18 protein-coding genes are annotated in these 20,457 nt (G+C 39.5%); 11 read left to right on the top strand and 7 right to left on the bottom strand.

The window, feature by feature from the left end:
* Window positions 1-2 precede the first annotated feature (2 nt).
* The gene (aldA, locus tag EU510_RS04465) at window positions 3-1,451 is read left to right on the top strand and encodes an aldehyde dehydrogenase (RefSeq protein ID WP_149592434.1); all 1,449 of its coding nucleotides are present in this window, start codon (window positions 3-5) and stop codon (window positions 1,449-1,451) included.
* Between the two features lie 87 nt (window positions 1,452-1,538).
* Here aldA and yfaE read toward each other — a convergent pair whose 3' ends face one another.
* The 5 genes from yfaE to ubiG form a co-directional block, all read right to left on the bottom strand.
* Complete coding sequence (gene yfaE, locus EU510_RS04460; protein WP_149592433.1) at window positions 1,539-1,811, bottom strand: class I ribonucleotide reductase maintenance protein YfaE; 273 nt, start codon at window positions 1,809-1,811, stop codon at window positions 1,539-1,541.
* Window positions 1,811-2,941, bottom strand: a complete 1,131-nt coding sequence (gene nrdB / locus EU510_RS04455) for a class Ia ribonucleoside-diphosphate reductase subunit beta (protein WP_149592432.1) — start codon at window positions 2,939-2,941, stop codon at window positions 1,811-1,813. Before nrdB ends, yfaE begins: the two co-directional genes overlap by 1 nt.
* 66 nt (window positions 2,942-3,007) lie before the next feature.
* Window positions 3,008-5,290 (bottom strand): class 1a ribonucleoside-diphosphate reductase subunit alpha, encoded by a 2,283-nt coding sequence (gene nrdA / locus EU510_RS04450; RefSeq protein WP_149592431.1) that lies wholly within the window; start codon window positions 5,288-5,290, stop codon window positions 3,008-3,010.
* Between the two features lie 408 nt (window positions 5,291-5,698).
* Window positions 5,699-6,379 carry an HAD-IA family hydrolase gene (locus EU510_RS04445; protein WP_149592430.1) on the bottom strand — a complete coding sequence of 227 codons (681 nt, stop codon included), beginning with the start codon at window positions 6,377-6,379 and terminating at the stop codon, window positions 5,699-5,701.
* Window positions 6,379-7,089, bottom strand: coding sequence for a bifunctional 2-polyprenyl-6-hydroxyphenol methylase/3-demethylubiquinol 3-O-methyltransferase UbiG (gene ubiG / locus EU510_RS04440; protein WP_149592429.1), 711 nt, complete (start codon window positions 7,087-7,089; stop codon window positions 6,379-6,381). Before ubiG ends, EU510_RS04445 begins: the two co-directional genes overlap by 1 nt.
* A gap of 176 nt (window positions 7,090-7,265) precedes the next feature.
* On the opposite strand from ubiG, the gene gyrA reads away from it, so the two are divergent.
* From gyrA to EU510_RS04390, 10 genes are all read left to right on the top strand, one after another.
* A complete protein-coding gene (gene gyrA / locus EU510_RS04435; RefSeq protein ID WP_149592428.1) occupies window positions 7,266-9,965 on the top strand; it encodes a DNA topoisomerase (ATP-hydrolyzing) subunit A in 2,700 nt (899 codons plus the stop codon).
* A gap of 158 nt (window positions 9,966-10,123) precedes the next feature.
* On the top strand, window positions 10,124-11,206 hold the full coding sequence (gene serC, locus EU510_RS04430) for a 3-phosphoserine/phosphohydroxythreonine transaminase (RefSeq protein WP_149592427.1): 1,083 nt from the start codon (window positions 10,124-10,126) through the stop codon (window positions 11,204-11,206).
* Window positions 11,206-12,483, top strand: a complete 1,278-nt coding sequence (gene aroA, locus EU510_RS04425) for a 3-phosphoshikimate 1-carboxyvinyltransferase (protein ID WP_149592426.1) — start codon at window positions 11,206-11,208, stop codon at window positions 12,481-12,483. The genes serC and aroA overlap by 1 nt, the downstream gene beginning before the upstream one ends.
* Window positions 12,484-12,589: 106 nt before the next feature.
* Window positions 12,590-13,300 (top strand): (d)CMP kinase, encoded by a 711-nt coding sequence (cmk, locus tag EU510_RS04420; RefSeq protein WP_149592425.1) that lies wholly within the window; start codon window positions 12,590-12,592, stop codon window positions 13,298-13,300.
* 95 nt (window positions 13,301-13,395) lie between these two features.
* On the top strand, window positions 13,396-15,063 hold the full coding sequence (gene rpsA / locus EU510_RS04415) for a 30S ribosomal protein S1 (protein WP_002961176.1): 1,668 nt from the start codon (window positions 13,396-13,398) through the stop codon (window positions 15,061-15,063).
* Window positions 15,064-15,129: 66 nt separating this feature from the next.
* Window positions 15,130-15,417, top strand: coding sequence for an integration host factor subunit beta (gene ihfB / locus EU510_RS04410; RefSeq protein ID WP_007583054.1), 288 nt, complete (start codon window positions 15,130-15,132; stop codon window positions 15,415-15,417).
* Between the two features lie 21 nt (window positions 15,418-15,438).
* Window positions 15,439-15,720 (top strand): lipopolysaccharide assembly protein LapA domain-containing protein, encoded by a 282-nt coding sequence (locus tag EU510_RS04405; RefSeq protein WP_024600249.1) that lies wholly within the window; start codon window positions 15,439-15,441, stop codon window positions 15,718-15,720.
* A 2-nt stretch (window positions 15,721-15,722) separates the two neighbouring features.
* Entirely contained in the window at window positions 15,723-16,859 is a 1,137-nt protein-coding gene (gene lapB / locus EU510_RS04400) for a lipopolysaccharide assembly protein LapB (RefSeq protein ID WP_149592424.1), read from the top strand.
* A gap of 43 nt (window positions 16,860-16,902) precedes the next feature.
* Window positions 16,903-17,607 (top strand): orotidine-5'-phosphate decarboxylase, encoded by a 705-nt coding sequence (pyrF, locus tag EU510_RS04395; RefSeq protein WP_149592423.1) that lies wholly within the window; start codon window positions 16,903-16,905, stop codon window positions 17,605-17,607.
* 93 nt (window positions 17,608-17,700) lie between these two features.
* Window positions 17,701-18,075, top strand: coding sequence for a hypothetical protein (locus EU510_RS04390; RefSeq protein ID WP_149592422.1), 375 nt, complete (start codon window positions 17,701-17,703; stop codon window positions 18,073-18,075).
* 39 nt (window positions 18,076-18,114) lie between these two features.
* Here EU510_RS04390 and EU510_RS04385 read toward each other — a convergent pair whose 3' ends face one another.
* The gene (locus EU510_RS04385; protein ID WP_149592421.1) at window positions 18,115-18,948 is read right to left on the bottom strand and encodes a S1 RNA-binding domain-containing protein; all 834 of its coding nucleotides are present in this window, start codon (window positions 18,946-18,948) and stop codon (window positions 18,115-18,117) included.
* Between the two features lie 2 nt (window positions 18,949-18,950).
* Complete coding sequence (locus EU510_RS04380) at window positions 18,951-20,279, bottom strand: DEAD/DEAH box helicase (protein ID WP_149592420.1); 1,329 nt, start codon at window positions 20,277-20,279, stop codon at window positions 18,951-18,953.
* Between the last annotated feature and the right edge of the window lie 178 nt (window positions 20,280-20,457).

The raw sequence follows: 20,457 nt of genomic DNA, 5'->3' as shown, positions 1-20,457 counted from the left end.
CGATGAACTTCCATAATAATGTAAATTTTATAAATGGCGAATATGTTTCGTCTAAAGCAAGTGGCACGATTGAAATATTAAGCCCATCTACAGGTAAAAAAATTGGTGAAATACCAAAAGGCTGTATAGAAGATGCGCAGTATGCACTTGAATCAGCGAATGTAGGGCAGAAAAAGTGGGCTAAATTGGCAGCTCGCACACGCCAAAACATATTGCGTGAATTTGCTAATAAAATTCGTGAAAACAAAAATACGCTTGCACCAATGCTGGTGGCAGAGCAAGGCAAATTGTTATCAGTTGCTGAGATGGAAGTGGATGTAACCGCTACATTTATAGATTACGCATGCGACCATGCGTTAACAATTGAAGGCGATATTTTACCTTCAGACAATGATAACGAAAAAATATACATTCATAAAGTGCCACGTGGCGTAGTTGTTGGTATTACTGCGTGGAATTTTCCGCTGGCATTGGCTGGTCGTAAAATTGGACCTGCGTTAATTACAGGTAACTCTATTGTACTAAAACCAACCCAAGAAACGCCTTTAGCAACTACCGAGCTTGGCCGTTTAGCAAACGATGCAGGCATTCCAGCAGGTGTGTTAAACGTGATAAATGGCTCAGGCTCTGTTGTTGGGCAAGCATTGTGTGAAAGTCCAATAACTAAAATGATCACCATGACAGGCTCTACTGCTGCAGGTAAGCAAATTTATAAAACTAGCGCAGAATATATGACTCCTGTAATGCTTGAACTTGGTGGTAAAGCACCAATGGTTGTAATGGCCGATGCCGATCTTGATCAAGCGGTTGAAGGCGCACTTTGGGGACGCTTTGCTAACTGTGGCCAAGTATGTACTTGTGTTGAGCGTTTATATGTTCAAGAGTCTGTGTACGATGCGTTTATGGCTAAATTTATACCAGCTGTAAAAGCACTTCGTGTTGGGGATCCAATGAACCCAGATACGCAAATGGGTCCTAAATGTAATCAACGCGAAATAGACAACATTGATCACATAGTTCAACAAAGTATTCAACAAGGCGCTTCTGTCGCCACTGGTGGTAAAGTTGCTTTTGTTGAGGGTTTTGAAGGTGGTTGTTGGTACGAACCCACGTTACTTGTAGACGTTAAGCAAGATAACATTGCAGTGCACGAAGAAACTTTTGGTCCAGTACTCCCTATTGTAAAAGTTAAAGATATGGACCAAGCAATACAGTACTGTAACGACAGTATTTATGGCTTAAGCGCATATATATTCACTCAAAACTTTTTTGATATTAATAAAGCCATTAACGAATTAGAAGTGGGTGAGGTATATATTAACCGTGGTATGGGTGAGCAGCATCAAGGTTTTCATAACGGCTGGAAACAAAGTGGCTTTGGCGGTGAAGACGGTAAGTTTGGTTTAGAGCAATATCTAGAAAAGAAAACCGTTTACTTAAAAGAAAAATAATATGATAAAACAACAATCTCCCTGGGTCGTTGATTTATAAATAACAAAGCCGATAATTTATTATCGGCTTTTTATTTTGTTCATGAATTATTTTAAACTTATGCTTATGTCACCGTTAGGCTTGCAGCAGCACAGGAGTATTTCGCCTTCGCGCACAAACGCCAGTGGCTCTTCGTTATACTCCACACTGCCTGAAACTAACGTTGCCCTACAGGCGCCGCAGTAACCTTCACGGCATTGGAATGCGACGTCTATTTTCATGGATTCTAAGCAGTGTAAAAGAGAAGGGCAGCCAGTATTAAACTCTATACACTGGCTGTTTTCTGCAAGCGTTATGCTTGCAGTAGACTTGTCACTCATTATAAATCAAAGTCACCAAATTCAGATGCATCTACTTGCGAGTCGATTTGACCAACAAGGTATGAGCTAATTTCAGCTTCTTGTGGTGCTACTTGCACGTTATCAGACACTAACCACGAGTTTATCCACGGGATAGGGTTACTGTTATTTTCAAACTGTGCTGGTAAACCAATAGCGGTCATACGTGCGTTAGTAATGTACTCAACGTATTGACATAAAATATGCTTGTTTAGACCAATCATAGAACCGTCTTTAAATAGGTATTCTGCCCATTCTTTTTCTTGCTCTGCGGCCTCTACAAACATTTTAATAGCTTCGTCGCGGCACTGCGCTGCAACAATTGCCATTTCTGGGTCGTCTTTACCATCTTGCATAATATTTAAAATATGCTGAGTACCTGAAAGATGAAGTGCTTCATCACGAGCAATAAGCTTAATAATTTTAGCGTTACCTTCCATTAATTCACGCTCAGCAAACGCAAACGAACACGCAAAGCTTACATAAAAACGAATGGCTTCAAGAATATTTACCGACATCATGGCAAGGTAAAGTTTCTTTTTAAGTTCGAACAAATTAACGATCACTGTTTTGCCGTTAATTTCGTGTTTGCCTTCGCCGTATAGATTGTAAAGCGATACAGAATTAATTAAATCATCGTAGTAGGTGGTTACCGCATCGGCACGTTCGCTGATTTTATCGTTGCTAACTATGTCATCAAAAATAAGTTCAGGGGCTTGCGTCACATTACGAATAATATGCGTGTATGAGCGGCTGTGAATTGTTTCACTAAATGCCCATGTTTCTATCCATGTTTCAAGCTCTGGTAACGATACAATAGGAAGTAGGGCAACGTTAGGTGAACGACCTTGTACGCTATCAAGCAATGTTTGATATTTTAAGTTACTTAAAAATATGTGCTTTTCGTGATCTGGCAATGCTTGAAAGTCTAAACGGTCTTTACTTACATCTACTTCCTCAGGACGCCAAAAGAAAGACAGTTGCTTTTCAATTAACTTTTCAAAAATTGGGTATTTTTGTTGGTCGTAACGAGATACGTTTACAGTTTGGCCAAAAAACATTGGCTCTTGCATTTGGTTATTATGGTTTCGGCTAAAAGTAGTATAAGACATGTTTATCACTCAAAAAACTATCAGAACAAAGCGGGCTAAATGCCCGCTTAAAATTAAAATCAGCAACTATATTTTACACGCGCCGCCTGCACAATCGTCATCTTCGACTTCTGGCGTGTCGTCTTGTGCATCAGATGCACCATCGCGTGTATTATGGTAGTACAAGGTTTTAACACCTAATTTGTAGGCGCCTAGTAAGTCTTTTAATAAGACTTTCATAGGTACTTTACCACCTTCGAATTTGTTTGGATCATAATTAGTATTGGCCGAGATAGTTTGGTCAATAAATTTTTGCATTATGCCTACAAGTTGCAAGTAACCATCGTTTGATGGGATGTCCCACAATAGCTCGTAATTATCTTTCAAACGTTCGTACTCAGGTACTACTTGCTTCAAAATACCGTCTTTACTTGCTTTTACGCTAATGTGACCACGTGGTGGCTCAATACCGTTAGTTGCGTTAGAAATTTGTGACGATGTTTCTGAAGGCATTAACGCACTTAGTGTTGAGTTACGCATACCGTGCTCTTGAATACTCGCACGTAATGAATCCCAATCCAGGTGAAGAGGTTCATCACATATTTTGTCTAGGTCACGTTTGTACGTATCTGTTGGCATAATACCTTGAGAATACGTTGTTTCGTTAAACTTAGGACATGCACCACGCTCTTTAGCAAGCTCATTAGACGCTTTCATTAAGTAATATTGAATAGCTTCAAATGTTTTGTGAGTTAGTGCATTTGCGCTGCCATCTGAGTAACGCTTACCGTTTTTAGCTAAGTAGTATGCGTAGTTGATTACACCTATTCCTAACGTACGACGACCCATAGTAGCATTACGTGCAGCCGGTACTGGGTAGTCTTGGAAATCAAGTAAGTTATCAAGTGCGCGTACTGCAAGCTCAGCTAGTTCTTCAAGCTCATCTAGTGACTCAATGGCACCTAAGTTAAACGCAGACAGTGTACAAAGGGCAATTTCGCCTTCTTCGTCGTTTACGTTGTTTAGTGGCTTAGTTGGCAATGCAATTTCTAAACATAAGTTAGATTGGCGAATTGGCGCCACTTTAGAAATAAACGGGCTGTGCGTATTACAGTGATCCACATTTTGTAAGTAAATACGACCAGTGCTTGCGCGCTCTTGTGCAAACATTGAGAAAAGCTCAACCGCTTTAATACGTTTTTTACGAATAGATTCGTCTTGCTCATATTTAATGTATAACGCGTCAAATTCGTCTTGATCTTCAAAAAATGCATCGTAAAGACCAGGTACATCTGATGGGCTGAATAACGTAATGTAATCGTCTTTAATTAAACGAGAGTACATTAATTTGTTAAACTGTACGCCGTAATCTAAATGGCGAACACGGTTGTCATCTACACCACGGTTGTTTTTAAGCACAAGCAGGTTTTCTACTTCTAAGTGCCAAAGCGGGTAGAACAATGTTGCTGCACCGCCGCGTACACCACCTTGCGAACAACTTTTAACAGCTGTTTGAAAATGCTTATAAAAAGGAATACAACCTGTGTGGTACGCTTCGCCGTTACGAATGTGACTACCTAGCGCACGAATTCGACCTGCGTTAATACCGATTCCGGCACGTTGTGAAACGTATTTAACGATTGCAGACGATGTAGCATTGATTGAATCAAGGCTATCGCCACACTCAATTAATACACATGAGCTAAACTGGCGAGTAGGCGTACGTACACCAGCCATGATAGGCGTAGGCAATGATATTTTGAACATTGATACGGCATCGTAAAAACGTTTGATGTAAGAAACGCGTGTTTCACGTGGGTAGTCAGAAAATAAGCTCGCCGCTACTAAAATATATAAAAACTGTGCACTTTCGTAAATCTCGCCCGATACACGGTTTTGAACTAGGTATTTACCTTCAAGCTGTTTTACTGCTGCGTAGCTAAAATTAAGATCGCGAGAATGATCTAGGTATGCATCTAGCTCGTCAAGCTCTTGCTCTGTGTAATCTACAAGTAAATGAGCGTCGTAGCGTTTGTCTTCAACCATTTTTGTTACGTGGTCAAATAAACGTGGTGGCTCAAATTGGCCATAGGCTTTTTTACGTAAATGGAACACAGCTAAACGTGCCGCTAAGTACTGGTAATCAGGCGATTCTTTTGAAATCTGATCTGCAGCTGCTTTAATAATGGTTTCGTGAATATCTTTAGTACGAATACCGTCGTAAAACTGAATGTGTGATTTTAATTCAACTTGCGAAACCGATACGTTTTTTAAACCTTCGGCGGCCCATTCAATAACGCGATGGATCTTATCCAGATCAAGAGGCTCTTTACGTCCGTCACGCTTGCTTACAGATAACTGTTGGTTCATTTGCCTGTATTCCTTGGGGATTATGTATTTTGACCAATGCTTTATACCTCGCAATAGCAAGGTACATACTCATTTATTATAAGTTTCACCGTATTGGCGAATTTAATTGAATAACATTTGGCCACAATATCTGGTGTTGTTCAATTTAGAGATCACAAGATAGTGTGGTCTGAGTTGTTTTGCAAGGGACATAATTGCCCCTATTTGTGGATAACTTTGGGATAACGCATTTGTGTTAGTAGACACTCACCTTCGAACAATCATTTAAGTTGAAATATGCAAAAATCAACTAATGATCTGCTAAATTTACGCATTTTAAAAATAAATTTTGACTGCTTTTTTTATCAGCAAGCTTTGAGTGAAAACTAACACAATCACAATATATAGTGTTTATTAATTAACATAACACTATATATGGTTAAAACCATCAATTGGACTTTGCCAGTTAAAATCAGCATTCCAGCTGTAGGCTTCATCAATACTAGGTATGTAACCCCAAAGTGCCGTTGCAGTGTGCATACCTGCCGCTTTACCAGCTTGTATGTCACGTTCGGCATCACCAATATATAAACAACGGTTTGGTTTTACTGCCATAAGCTTGGCACAATGTAGTAATGGTAGCGGTGATGGTTTGGCCTCAGCCAAGGTATCGCCACTTATTACTACATTGGCATTTTTTAATGCGAGAATTGCTGCCACTAAAGGAACGGTTAAAAACCCAGGTTTGTTAGTCATGATCCCCCATTTGATCTTTTTTTGATCAAGGGCAATAAGCAACGATTCAACACCGCTGAAACAATGTGTGTGATTTGCTATGTTTGCAGCGTATTCGTCAACTAATTGCTTAATAAGCTCGCTTTGGGGTTGTGCTTCCCATAACTCTTTAAAACCAGCCTCTAATAACGCACCTGCGCCGTTAGATGCTGCAGGGCGGTATACATCACTACTAACAGGTTTGATTTTATTTCTAATAAGGACTGCATTTAAAGCGGCGCCTAAATCATCAGCGGTGTCGAGTAGAGTGCCGTCTAAATCAAATAAAAATGCATCGTACTCTATAAAGGGGTGGGGGGCTTGAGAGTTAGCCATTAAGCTAACTTCTCAAAATAAAGTATGTAATTTACGCTAACGTCACTATTGAGCGTATATTGCTTTGATAGTGGATTATAAGAAAGCCCTGTACTTGCACGAACTTTTAAACCCGCTTGCTCTGCCCATGCAATAAGTTGTGCAGGTTTTATAAACTTTTTATGGTCGTGTGTACCTTCAGGCACCATTTTTAAAAGTTTTTCAGCGCCAACAATGGCGTATAAATATGCTTTAGGCGTTTTGTTAAGCGTTGAAAAAAACACGTCTGCACCTGGTTTTGCAAGTGCAGCTACAGCATGAATGATAGATGCTGGGTCGGGAACGTGTTCAAGCATTTCCATACAGGTTATTACATCGAACCTTTCTGGATGTTGCGATGCAAACTCTTCTGCAGGCACTTTTATATAATCTACATTTACGCCAGTTTCTAAACTGTGCAACTTAGCAACAGTCAAAGGCTCTTGACCCATATCGATGCCAGTTACTTTTGCACCCATACGCGCCATGCTTTGGCTTAAAATACCGCCACCACAGCCAACATCGAGTGTTTCTTTATCGAATAAGCCTTGCGTTTTGTTTGCTATAAAGTCTAAACGTAACGGGTTAATTTCGTGAAGAGGTTTGAATTCTCCGTCTAGGTCCCACCAACGCTCGGCGATGGCTTCAAATTTTGCTATTTCTTCGTGATCTACATTTTGATGTTCGGTCATAAAATACTTCCTCGTCAATCTGAGGCCATTATATAGGGCTAAATTGATAAATCGCAAAGTTTTGCGCCTGTAAATTAAAATTAATTGTGATAGCATGGCTGTTAGAAATAATAACAATACTCTTAATACCCAATACCGGGTTGTTGAGAGCTGATACTGAAGGAATGTGATATCAAATGACTGATCTCGCCAATGAAATTCTGCCAGTCAATATTGAAGACGAGTTAAAAAACTCTTACTTAGATTACGCAATGAGCGTAATAGTAGGACGTGCATTACCAGACGTACGTGACGGCTTAAAACCTGTTCACCGCCGCGTTTTGTTTGCAATGAACGAGCTTAGTAATGACTGGAACAAGCCTTACAAAAAATCGGCCCGTGTGGTCGGTGACGTAATCGGTAAATACCACCCACACGGCGATAGTGCAGTTTACGACACAATAGTTCGTATGGCTCAGCCATTCTCACTGCGTTACATGCTTGTAGATGGCCAAGGTAACTTCGGTTCGGTTGATGGTGATTCAGCAGCGGCAATGCGTTATACAGAAGTACGTATGGCTAAAATGTCGCATGAGTTATTAGCCGATCTTGAAAAAGAAACGGTTGATTTCGTTCCTAACTACGATGGCACTGAGTTCATCCCTGATGTTTTACCAACGAAAATTCCTAATTTATTAGTGAATGGTTCGTCAGGTATTGCGGTAGGTATGGCTACAAACATCCCACCACATAATTTAACTGAAGTTGTGAACGGGTGTTTGGCACTTATTCAAAATCCGGATTTAACTATTTTAGAGTTAATGGATTATATCCCTGGTCCTGATTTCCCAACGGCTGCAATTATCAACGGTAAGAAGGGCATCGAACAAGCCTACTTAACTGGCCGTGGTAAAGTGTATATGCGTGCACGCGCCGACATCGAAACCGATGAAAAAACAGGCCGTGAAACAATCATCGTTCATGAAATTCCCTATCAAGTTAACAAAGCTCGCCTAATTGAAAAAATTGCTGAGCTAGTTAAAGATAAGAAAATTGAAGGTATTAGCGCGCTACGTGATGAATCAGATAAAGACGGTATGCGTATCGTTATTGAGATTAAACGTGGTGACGTAGGCGAAGTTATTTTAAATAACTTATATTCTCAAACTCAGTTACAAACTGTGTTTGGTATGAATATGGTTGCGTTAATTAATAACCAACCTAAGTGTTTTAACTTAAAAGAAATGCTTGAAGAGTTTATTATTCACCGCCGTGAAGTAGTAACTCGTCGTACCGTATTTGATTTACGCAAAGCTCGCGACCGTGCTCATACGCTAGAAGGCTTAGCGATTGCACTTGCAAACATTGACCCAATTATCGAGCTTATTCGTAAATCTCCTACACCTGCTGAAGCTAAAATTGCTTTAACAGCACGTCCATGGGAATTAGGTAATGTACAGGGCATGCTTGAAAAAGCAGGTGAAGATAATGTAGCTCGTCCTGATTGGTTAGCTGCCGATTTAGGTATTCGTGATGGTCAATATTATATTTCTGAGCAGCAAGCTCAAGCAATATTAGATTTACGTTTACACAAGTTGACTGGTCTTGAACACGAAAAAATCTTAACTGAATACCAAGCGTTATTAGAGTTGATTGCTGAACTACTTCATATTTTGGCAACTCCTGAGCGTTTAATGGAAGTTATTCGTGACGAGCTAGTTGAAATTAAAGAACAATATGGTGATGAGCGTCGCACTGAAATTAATGCAGCTGCTCACGATATCAGCCTTGAAGACTTAATTACTGAAGAAAACGTAGTAGTAACGCTTTCTCACGAAGGTTATGTGAAGTATCAGGCATTGTCTGATTACGAAGCACAGCGTCGTGGTGGTAAAGGTAAGTCAGCAACGAAGATGAAAGATGAAGATTTCATCGAGCGTCTGTTAGTTGCAAATACACATGATACTATTTTATGTTTCTCTACGGCCGGTCGTTTATATTGGCTTAAAGTGTATCAGTTACCACTAGCAAGTCGTGCAGCGCGCGGTAAGCCAATTGTTAACTTGTTACCACTTGAAGCTGACGAACGTATTACTGCAATACTGCCAGTGCGTGATTACGCTGAAGATAAATACATCTTTATGGCAACTGCATTTGGTACAGTTAAGAAAACACCATTAACGGCTTACAGTCGTCAACGTGCAAGCGGTATTATTGCTGTTAACTTAAATGATGGCGATAGCTTGATTGGTGTTGATATTACCGATGGTAGCAACGAAATTATGTTGTTCACTGATGCAGGTAAAGTTGTACGCTTTAAAGAAGCTGAAGAAACAACCGTTGTTGATGAAAATGGTAACCCAGTATTAGACGAAGAAGGTAACCCTGAGATTCGTTTCAAAGGTGTTCGCCCAATGGGTCGTACTGCTACAGGTGTTCGTGGTATTAAAATGGCCGATGAGCAACGCGTTGTTTCGTTAATTGTTCCAAAAACTGACGGTGCTATTTTAACGGTAACTGAAAATGGTTACGGTAAGCGTACACAGCTTGAAGATTACCCATCTAAGAGTCGTGCAACCCAAGGTGTTGTATCAATTAAGGTGAGTGAACGTAACGGTGCTGTTGTTGGTGCTGTACAAGTTGATGACAACGACGAAATCATGATTATTTCAAATCGTGGTACCTTAGTACGTACTCGCGTTAATGAAGTTTCTACGGTTGGACGTAACACCCAAGGTGTTATTTTGATCAGAACTATTGACGAAGAGCAAGTAGTTGGTTTACAACGTATAGAAGAGATTGAAGTTACAGAAAGTGACTTGATTGATATTGAAGACGTTGAAACTGTAGATACGGTTATTGATGAAGTAGCGGATGATAATCCTCCTTCAGAATAATTGATATTGAAAAAGCGGCCTTGGCCGCTTTTTTTAATGTTGTTGAAAAAAATTAATAGGGTGTGAAGTTATATTCATTCATTAAAACTCAAAGGTTTAGTGGGTGGGTATTGAGCGTTCATGCTTAGTAGTTAAATTACTGGAATGAGGCAAAGGTAATGAGTAAATATAATTTTTGTGCGGGGCCAGCTATGCTTCCGCAAGCGGTTATGAAAAAAGCACAAAAAGAGTTTCTAGATTGGCAAGATTTAGGTGTGTCTGTGATGGAAATAAGCCATCGTAGTAAAGAGTTTTTAGCCCTTACAGCTAAATGTGAAGCCAGCCTTCGTCGTCTAATGAGTATCAGTGATGAATTTGAAGTGCTGTTTATGCATGGTGGTGGTCGTGGTCAGTTTAGTGCTGTGCCATTAAATTTACACCAAGAAGGCAAAGTTGCGGTTTATTGCGAAAACGGCGTGTGGTCAAAAAGTGCAACGGACGAGGCCAACAAGTTTACTCAAGCAACTTCTATTGATGTGCGTAATGATGCCAATGGCGAGTTTTCTATTAAACAGGTTGCTGATTGGGTGTTACCAGAAGATGCATCTTACATTCACTATTGCCCTAACGAAACGGTTGACGGCTTAGAGATTTTTGATGTACCGAGCCACCCAACTGCACCGATCGTTGCTGATATGTCGTCAACTATTTTATCACGCGAGATAGACGTTAATAAATTTGATTTAATTTATGCCGGTGCGCAAAAAAATATCGGCCCGTCGGGCATATCAATCGTTATTGTTCGTAAAACATTACTTGAGCGTGAAGGCTTACCTAAACCAGGCATTTTAGATTACGCATTAGAAGCAAAACAAGGCAGCATGTTTAACACGCCTCCTACATTTGCTTGGTATTTAGCTGCTGAAGTATTTCAATGGCTTGAAAGTAATGGTGGCGTAAAAGCGATGGAAGTTCAAAATATTGCTAAAGCGCAGCTACTTTATGACTTTATTGATGAATCGAGCTTTTATACCAATAAAGTAGCTAAACATTGCCGTTCACGTATGAATGTTCCGTTTTGGCTTAATGATGAAAGCTTAAATGATAAGTTTGTTGCTCAATCTAAAGATGCAGGGTTACTTGCTCTTGAAGGTCACAGAATAGTGGGCGGTATGCGCGCTAGTATTTATAACGCAATGCCTCTTGAGGGTGTTCAAGCACTTGTAGACTTTATGGCTGCTTTTGCAAAGGAGCATATCTAATGGAGCAGCTTCGTTTAGAACCTATTTCTAGAGTAAATGGCACAGTAACCCTACCAGGTTCAAAGAGTCTATCGAACAGAATTTTATTATTAGCAGCACTTGCAAGCGGTACTACCGTTGTAGAAAACTTACTTGATAGTGACGATATACGCCATATGCTGGGCGCTTTAAAGTTATTAGGTGTAAATGTAACTTTAAATGATGAACGCACTGTAGCCACCGTAGAGGGTGTTAGTGGTGTGTTTAATACACCGGCTGAGCCATTGTTTTTAGGTAATGCGGGTACTGCTTATAGACCTTTAACAGCAGTACTTGCTGCCGTTGCTGGTGAATACGAGCTAATAGGCGAGCCACGTATGGAAGAGCGTCCGATAGGGCATTTGGTTGACGCGCTACAAGCACTAGGCGGTGATGTTACTTATACAAAGCACAAAGACTACCCACCTCTTAAAATTGTGGGTGGCCAAATAAAAGGCGGTGAGGTTGAAATTGACGGCAGTATTTCAAGTCAATTTTTAACCGCTCTATTAATGGCTGCGCCATTATTTAACGGTGATACAACAATAACTATTAAAGGTACTTTAGTCTCTAAACCTTATATTGATATTACACTTGATGTAATGGCACGTTTTGGAGTTAATGTTGAGCACAGTGATTATGCAACTTTTAAAGTTAAAGGTGGTCAACAGTATCAATCACTCGATCGCATAATGGTTGAAGGCGATGCATCGTCGGCGTCTTATTTTGTTGCTGCGGCTGCAATTGCTGGTGGTGAGATTGAAATTAAAGGCGTGGGTGCCAAGTCGGTGCAAGGTGATATAGGCTTTGCCAAAGTAATGGAGCAAGTAGGCGCAAAAATTGATTGGTATGATGAGCGTTTAGTTGTTCGCAAAGGCGAATTAAAAGGCGTGGATATTGATGCCAATGCAATTCCTGATGCAGCCATGACTCTTGCAACTGTTGCTCTTTTTGCCAAAGGCCCAACAGCCATTCGTAACATTTATAACTGGCGAGTAAAAGAGACAGACCGTTTATATGCAATGGCAACTGAGCTTCGTAAAGTAGGCGCAAAGGTTGTAGAAGGTGAAGATTTTATAGAGATCACCCCACCTGAAACATTTAATGATGTTGCTGTTGATACTTACGACGATCACCGTATAGCCATGTGTTTTGCAATGGTTGCTGTTGGTGGAAAGCCAATAACAATTAATGATCCAAAGTGTACCTATAAAACATTTCCTACATTTTTCAATGTTTTAGCGTCAGTCAGTGAATAAGCTAATTAGAAGTAATTACAAAAGTTACACACTAATAGCAGATATATTTTAATAACTGACGTATAATGTCGCGGTTTATTTAGGTGTGCATTGCAGGAGGTTTTAAATGCAGGCGTTATTAATGCCCGTGATCACCGTTGATGGCCCAAGTGGTTCAGGTAAAGGAACTGTTTGTCGCTTGTTAGCCGACAAGTTAGGGTGGGATGTATTAGATAGCGGTGCGATTTATCGTGTTTTATCTTTAGCTGCACTTCATCACCAAATTGCATTAGATAATGAAGAAGGGCTTGTCCCGCTTGCTGCAAATTTAGACGTGCAGTTTTTGGTAGATAGCCAAACTAATGCAGGAAAAGTTATTTTAGAAGGCGAAGATGTAACCACTACTATTCGTAATGAAGAAGTAGGCGCTGCGGCATCAAAAGTTGCAGCATTACCTCGCGTTCGTGAAGCACTATTACGTCGCCAGCGAGCATTTCGCACTGAAAATGGCTTGATTGCCGATGGCCGTGATATGGGCACTGTGGTTTTTCAAGATGCGCCGTTAAAAATATATTTAACAGCAAGTGCAGAAGAGCGTGCTCGTAGACGCTTTGTTGAGTTGAATACGCGCGGCCTTGATGTTACACTAAGTGGTCTATTACAGGACATTCAAGCTCGTGACGAGCGCGATATGAATCGTGCCGTTGCTCCGCTTGTACCTGCAGAGGATGCTATTGAGATCGATACTAGCGATTTTAATGCACAGCAAGTGTTTGATAAGGTAATAACTTTATTGGATATTGCTATCTCTGAAGGTAAGCTTCCTAAACGAAGCTAAACACATTTTATGCGCCAGCAGGATGCCAGTGCTATTTTAACAACCCCATGCAGCATGGTTGCTTATTGGTATTAATATATGAGACGTATATTCGTATGTCAGAAAATTTTGCGCAGTTATTTGAAGAAAGCTTAAAGGGTTTTGAAGCAGAGCAAGGCTCTATCGTTAAAGGTACAGTAATCTCTATCGAGAATAACATTGTACTTGTAGATGCTGGTCTTAAATCAGAAAGTGCTATCCCTGCAGAGCAGTTCAAAAATGCTGCTGGTGAACTAGAAGTTGCTGTAGGCGACGAAGTAGATGTTGCACTAGATGCAATTGAAGACGGTTTCGGTGAAACTATCCTTTCTCGTGAGAAAGCTAAGCGTCACGAAGCATGGATCCGTCTTGAGAAAGCATGTGAAGAGCAAGAGACTGTTACTGGTGTTATCAACGGTAAAGTTAAAGGCGGTTTCACAGTTGAAGTTGATTCAATCCGTGCTTTCCTACCTGGTTCACTTGTTGATGTTCGTCCAGTACGTGACACAACTCACCTTGAAGGCAAAGAGCTTGAATTTAAAGTAATCAAGCTTGACCAAAAACGTAACAACGTTGTTGTTTCACGTCGTGCAGTTATCGAATCTGAAAACTCACAAGAACGTGAAGAGCTTCTTGCTAACCTTGTTGAAGGCCAAGAAGTTAAAGGTATCGTTAAGAACCTTACTGACTACGGTGCATTCGTTGACCTTGGTGGTGTTGATGGTCTACTACACATTACTGATATGGCTTGGAAGCGTGTTAAGCACCCTTCAGAAATCGTTAATGTTGGCGACGAAATCGCAGTTAAAGTTCTAAAATTCGACAAAGATAAAACTCGTGTATCTCTAGGCCTTAAACAGCTTGGTGAAGATCCATGGGCAGCTATCGCTGGTCGTTACCCAGAAGGTTCTAAACTTTCTGGTCGTGTTACTAACCTTACAGATTACGGCTGTTTCGTGGAAATCGAAGAAGGCGTTGAAGGTTTAGTACACGTTTCTGAAATGGATTGGACTAACAAGAACATCCATCCTTCAAAAGTTGTAAGCCTTGGCGACACTGTTGAAGTTATGGTTTTAGAAATTGACGAAGAACGTCGTCGTATTTCTCTTGGTCTTAAGCAATGTATTGCTAATCCTTGGCAGGAATTTGCTCGTCTACAGAACAAAGGCGATCAAGTTACTGGTAAGATCAAATCAATCACTGACTTCGGTATCTTTATCGGTCTTGACGGTGGTATTGACGGTCTTGTACACCTTTCAGACATTTCTTGGAATACACCTGGCGAAGAAGCTGTACGTGAATTCAAGAAAGGCGACGAAATCACTGCTATCGTATTGCAAGTTGACCCAGAGCGTGAACGTATCTCTCTAGGTGTTAAGCAAATCGAAGCTGACCCATTCAATAACTACCTTGATGCAAACAAAAAAGGTGCTATTGTTAAAGGTAAAGTGACTGAAGTTGATGCGAAAGGCGCAACTGTTGAACTTATCGAAGGCGTTGAAGGTTACATCCGTGTAGCTGATATTGCTCAAGAACGCGTTGAAGATGCAACTACTGTTGTTTCTGTAGGCGACGAGATTGAAGTTAAATACGTTGGTGTTGATCGTAAGAACCGCACTTTAAGCTTATCTGTAAAAGCTCTTTTCGAAGCAGAAGAGAAAGAAGTACTAGAGAAGCTTAAGAAAGAAGAGCCAGTGTTTGAAAACGCAATGGCAGCTGCTTTCGCAAATGCACAAAAAGACTAATATATAATTAGTTTTTAGTTGGAAGGGCATTTTTGCCCTTCCTATATCTCTTTTTAAGGAAACGCTATGACTAAGTCAGAACTGATAGAAACACTTGCGGAACAACACGCACACGTTCCAGTGAAAGATGTTGAGAATGCTGTAAAAGAAATTCTTGAACAAATGGCCGGCTCATTATCTACTTCAGATCGTATTGAGATCAGAGGTTTTGGTAGTTTCTCTTTGCATTTCCGCGCTCCTCGCACAGGTCGTAATCCTAAGACTGGCGATACAGTTGAGCTTGAAGGAAAGCATGTACCTCATTTTAAACCAGGCAAAGAATTACGCGACCGCGTAAATGAAAGCATTGCCTAGTTAACTTAGTGGAGTAGTTACTTGTTCAAGGTATTAAAAATTATTCTGGTTGCACTATGCCTTATCAGTGCATTTGTATTAGGGTCACAAAACCCACAATTAGTACAAATAAATTATATTATAGCCAGTAATACATTACCTTTAGCTGTAATAATAAGTATCTGCTTTTTATTAGGTGTTTTGATTGGTTGTTTTATTAGCTTTAAATTGTTTTCGCAATTAAAGTGGCAAAACTACCGTTTAAAAAAGCAATTAGCGCCTGAAAAAGATAAAAAAAAGCTTGCCGCGAATAAAGACACCTAATTATGATTGAGCTTTTGTTTTTACTATTACCTGTTGCCGCCGGTTACGGTTGGATTATGGGTAAAAACAGTGCTAAAAACCAAGCTCATCAACTTAATCGTCAGATCACTTCTGAATACAGTAAAGGCTTAAAGTTTCTACTCGACAGAGAAGAAGATCAAGGTTTAGAACATTTAATCAACTTACTTGAAGTGTCAGCCGACTCCGTTGAGCACTATTCTACACTTGCCACCATGTTTCGCCGTAGAGGTGAATTAGACCGCGCAATAAAAATCCATGAACTTTTATTAAAAAATCCAAGCTTAAATGAACAACAAGCTGCAACAAGCCGTTTAGAACTTGCCGAAGATTACATAATGGCTGGTCTACTAGATAGTGCGGAAGAACACTTGGTTTGGTTAGTTAAAGCAGGGCATGTAGAAGCGCTAGATCCTATTATTACTTTATACTCGCAAACCCGTGAATGGGAGAAAGGCATCAACATGTTTGAAGCCCATAGCGAGCTATTTTCAAAAGAACAACAATTTAAAGCGATTGCTAATTTTTATTGTGAGTCGGCTTTAAGTGACAGTACCCCCCAACTAATGAGAAAAGCGATTAGCTTAAATTATAAAGCTGTGCGTCCGCTGTACGAATTAGGTTTAGTTGCTTACGCAAAAGAAGATTACGTTAAAGCTATTTATTACTGGCGTGAACTTGTCACTCAATTCACTTTGTTTGCGCCGTTGTTTATTGATGAGCTTGCCCACAGTTATAAACAATTAAATTTAACACATCAATTTCATGAATTAGTCAGTGATTTATTAGAAAAGGGCGGTGTATTAATTAAAATAAAACATTGCCAAGCCTTACTTGAACAAGGGCATACAAAACAAGCCTTTGAATTTTTAACTGATAGCTTAAAACGTCAGCCTACTATTCGTGGTTTTAGTTTTTTACTGCAATTGATGGGCGATCAAAATAAAAATACCAAAGAAGTACTTAACGAAATTGATAAACTTGTAACCTCTTATATTGCTACAAAGCCTGACTTTCAATGCCAGCATTGTGGTTTTACAAGTTACACAATATATTGGAATTGCCCTTCTTGTAAACATTGGGAAACCATTGTTCCAAGTCGAGGCTTAGACGGATTTTAATAACCCCATATTAATAATTTTACTGCCATACATTAGGATAGTCATGTCTTTCGAACACTCAAAAAAAATTCTTATAGCATTAGATTACGATGATCGAGAAGTTGCCTTAAACTTTGTTAAACAACTTTCTTCTGATACATGTCGTCTTAAAGTCGGCAAAGAAATGTTTACTTATTTTGGGCCTTCATTTGTTAAAGAGTTAATTGATTTAGGTTTTGATGTTTTTTTAGATTTAAAATTTCATGACATTCCTAATACAGTAGCTAAAGCGGTTACTGCTGCTGCGAAAATGGGTGTATGGATGGTAAACGTTCATGCTTCTGGAGGCTTTGAAATGATGAGCAAAGCTAAATCGGCTCTAGAGCAATTTGGTGACAAAGCGCCATTACTTATTGCTGTTACTGTATTAACAAGTATGGACGAAACAGAACTTAAGCGTTTAGGTGTTGATAAATCAGCCCAAGAGCAAGTTATCTATTTAGCTAAGCTTGCAAAGGAAGCTGGGCTTGATGGTGTTGTGTGCTCTGCACAAGAAGCAAAAGCTTTAAAAACAGAGTTAGGTGACAGCTTTAAGCTTGTTACGCCTGGTATACGCCCTGAAGGGAGTGATGCCGGCGATCAAAAGCGTATAATGACTCCTAAGCAAGCTATAGATTCAGGAAGTGACTATTTAGTTATAGGCAGACCGATTACTCAAGCAGATAATCCTGTAAAAGTGCTTAGTGATGCTAATAAATCTATAGCTTAATTTAACAATAAGCAGTCATATAGTGCTGAAAACCCTTACCTTATATGTGTTTTATGTTACATTAATAAAATCAAAATGTAGTAGGGGTTTGTTTTGAAGTTATTTTTTGGTTCTATAGTAATTATTATTGCGGGTCTTTCATTAAACAAGTACGTTTTTTCTAATAAAGCATACGATGGTGTAACAACCGTTACAGATATAATTCCAACGTACCCAGTCGATATGTTTGATTTTAAAAAAACAATGCAAGATTATGCTCATCATCTGTGTTACAAAAATGAAGATACACTCATATCTCAGCATGTAAGCGTTAGTGAATGTATATCAAAGCTTGATGATAAAAAAACAGAATGTGAAAAAAAGGTTTTTCGTTTGGCGCCGCTCAATCTTGAGTCGGAAGTTGAAGTGCTTGATTATTCAAGGCAATATACGCAATGTACATTGCCTTATAAATATATTTTAGGTTAATTACTAACAGATATTATTAGTAATTATAGCCAATTATAATTAAGATCTTAAGCGAATGGATTTCGCTTCAATATCTATTAATTCTTGTTTAAATAAGCCACCAATTGCTTTTTTATAATTAGCCTTACTTGTAGAAAACATCTTTTTTATTGCTTCAGGATCAGACTTATCACCAAGTGGAATAACACCGCCTTCGTTTTTAAGCTTTTGTATAATATTTTCACCAAGGTCACTTACTTTTCCCATACCTGGCTTTTCTAGTACAACATCAATTTTTCCGTCGTCACGTACTTTTTGAATATAGCCTTTAAGCTTTTGACCCACAAATAAGCTTTTAAATACCATATTGTAAAAAACAACACCGAAGTGCGACTCTTCAATTAATACTTTGTAGCCAATATCTGTTTTGCCAGCAACAATTAAATCCACTTCTTGTAAGTGAGTATATTGCGGCTCATCTTTTGATAGGAAACGATTAAAGTTGTTTGAGGCACAAATACGTTGGCTTGCATTATCAAGGTACAGACGTACTAAATAAGAATGACCTTCTTGCATGCGTGGTTTTTGTTCATTAAAAGGTGCAAGCACATCTTTCTCAAGCCCCCAATCTAAAAATGCCCCAATACTATTTATTTCTTTAACGCGAAGTAAGGCATACTCGCCAACTTGAGCATGTGGCTTCTTTATTGTTGCTGTGGCTAAATTAGCATTGTCTAAAAAGATAAATACACTAATACTATCGCCCGCTTCAAGCTCATGTTTTATTTCTTGTTTTGGTAAAAATACTTCACCTAAATCATGGCCGTCTAAGTAAGCACCTTCGTTACTCACTTCTTTTACAAATAATGTTTGTGTGGTTCCTAGGTAACTCATAATTATTCCTGCTCAGGCTTTTTTTTACGGCGCATTGGTGTATCGCCATCAATGTTCATCGGTGCTTTAATTGGTGCTGTAGGCTTTTTAGGTTTAGCTTTGCGTTTAAACGCAGGCTTTTTCACAGCGGCGGCTTTTTCTTTAGATTTGTCCCACGCTGCCTCAGGTTTTTTCTCTTTTAAACCTTTAAACTTAGCTTTTAAGCTCTCTACACTCGCAAATTTTAATTCGTCATTTAAAAATGCTTTTATAGCTAAATAACTTGCCCAATCTTTTGGGCCAACTAATGAGATTGCATTTCCTTTAAAGCCAGCACGTCCTGTACGACCTATGCGGTGAACATACTCTTCGGCGTGTTTTGGTAAATCAAAGTTAATAACGTGCGTTACGCTTAATAAATCTAAACCACGAGATGCAACGTCGGTGGTGATCAATATTTTAAAGTTTTCGCGACTAAACGAATCCATGATATCTAGACGTTTGTTTTGCGTTAAATCACCAGCAAGTGCTACAGATTTGAAGCCTTTAGCATTAAGGGCTTCACTCAAACGGCTCGTGTCAGAACGCGTTGCTGTGAAGATAATACATTGACCAACATTATCTTGGTTTAAAAAATGCTCTAATAGCGCTTCTTTATGATCAAGGTGATCGGCAAGGTATAACGTTTGTTTAATATCGCTATGCTGTTCATTTGCTGCACTTAGCGTAATTTGCTTTGGTTTTTTTAATAGATTACGTGATAGAGCATCTACTTGTGCATGATCAAGTGTTGCAGAAAACAATAACGTTTGACGTAAACGGTGATTAGCTTGCTCGTTAATCATTTTTAACTGCTCGGTAAAACCTAAATCTAAAATACGATCGGCTTCATCAAAAATAAGCAGTTCTAGTCCACTCAATTGTAATGAACGTTTTGTAATGTGATCTGCTAAACGCCCAGGTGTAGCAACTACGAATTGTGGGTCGTTTCTAAGTGCTTTTATTTGGTCATTAAAGTTTTCGCCGCCAAGTATTTTAACTGCCTTAATAGCTGTGCCAGCAATTAATAAACGCAGCTGTGTAAATACTTGCGTAGCAAGCTCACGCGTAGGAGCAACAATAAGTACACGAGGATCGCGTTTGCTGAGTGCTTTTTGTTTCATAACCCTTTGTACAGCAGGTAATAAAAACGCCAAGGTTTTGCCCGACCCAGTTTTAGACTGAGCGAAAATGTCATGCCCTGCAAGTGCGGTAGGCACTGCATGCGCTTGAATATCGGTGGGCTGGGTGATCCCTTGATGTGCTAATTGTGTTTCAAGGCGTGTATCAATCCCAAGATCAGTAAACTGCAATGTGTGTTTCTCCAAAATGAACAAATTAACTCTATAAATTTATTAGCGCATTATAGCTTACACAGCTAGGTCGCTAACAGTAAAAACCAATCTATAGCGCTATTTTTTGCAATTAAACTAAAAAAGCGTAAAATACGCGCCCCATATGCGCCGGATTTACGATTCGGTAAACGCCAAT

The organism is Pseudoalteromonas sp. FUC4, assembly GCF_008370255.1.
In the GTDB taxonomy this organism is placed as follows: domain Bacteria; phylum Pseudomonadota; class Gammaproteobacteria; order Enterobacterales; family Alteromonadaceae; genus Pseudoalteromonas.
Note: the sequence above shows the minus strand (reverse complement) of the source record. Positions and strands in the feature narration are given on the sequence as shown.

Coding starts and splice junctions, on each gene's coding strand:
- nrdB (WP_149592432.1), bottom strand. CDS start 2,941: ATGTCTTATACTACTTTTAGCCGAAACCATAATAACCAAATGCAAGAG.
- yfaE (WP_149592433.1), bottom strand. CDS start 1,811: ATGAGTGACAAGTCTACTGCAAGCATAACGCTTGCAGAAAACAGCCAG.
- ihfB (WP_007583054.1), top strand. CDS start 15,130: ATGACTAAGTCAGAACTGATAGAAACACTTGCGGAACAACACGCACAC.
- nrdA (WP_149592431.1), bottom strand. CDS start 5,290: ATGAACCAACAGTTATCTGTAAGCAAGCGTGACGGACGTAAAGAGCCT.
- aroA (WP_149592426.1), top strand. CDS start 11,206: ATGGAGCAGCTTCGTTTAGAACCTATTTCTAGAGTAAATGGCACAGTA.
- aldA (WP_149592434.1), top strand. CDS start 3: ATGAACTTCCATAATAATGTAAATTTTATAAATGGCGAATATGTTTCG.
- ubiG (WP_149592429.1), bottom strand. CDS start 7,089: ATGACCGAACATCAAAATGTAGATCACGAAGAAATAGCAAAATTTGAA.
- gyrA (WP_149592428.1), top strand. CDS start 7,266: ATGACTGATCTCGCCAATGAAATTCTGCCAGTCAATATTGAAGACGAG.
- EU510_RS04445 (WP_149592430.1), bottom strand. CDS start 6,379: ATGGCTAACTCTCAAGCCCCCCACCCCTTTATAGAGTACGATGCATTT.
- serC (WP_149592427.1), top strand. CDS start 10,124: ATGAGTAAATATAATTTTTGTGCGGGGCCAGCTATGCTTCCGCAAGCG.
- EU510_RS04385 (WP_149592421.1), bottom strand. CDS start 18,948: ATGAGTTACCTAGGAACCACACAAACATTATTTGTAAAAGAAGTGAGT.
- cmk (WP_149592425.1), top strand. CDS start 12,590: ATGCAGGCGTTATTAATGCCCGTGATCACCGTTGATGGCCCAAGTGGT.
- rpsA (WP_002961176.1), top strand. CDS start 13,396: ATGTCAGAAAATTTTGCGCAGTTATTTGAAGAAAGCTTAAAGGGTTTT.
- pyrF (WP_149592423.1), top strand. CDS start 16,903: ATGTCTTTCGAACACTCAAAAAAAATTCTTATAGCATTAGATTACGAT.
- lapB (WP_149592424.1), top strand. CDS start 15,723: ATGATTGAGCTTTTGTTTTTACTATTACCTGTTGCCGCCGGTTACGGT.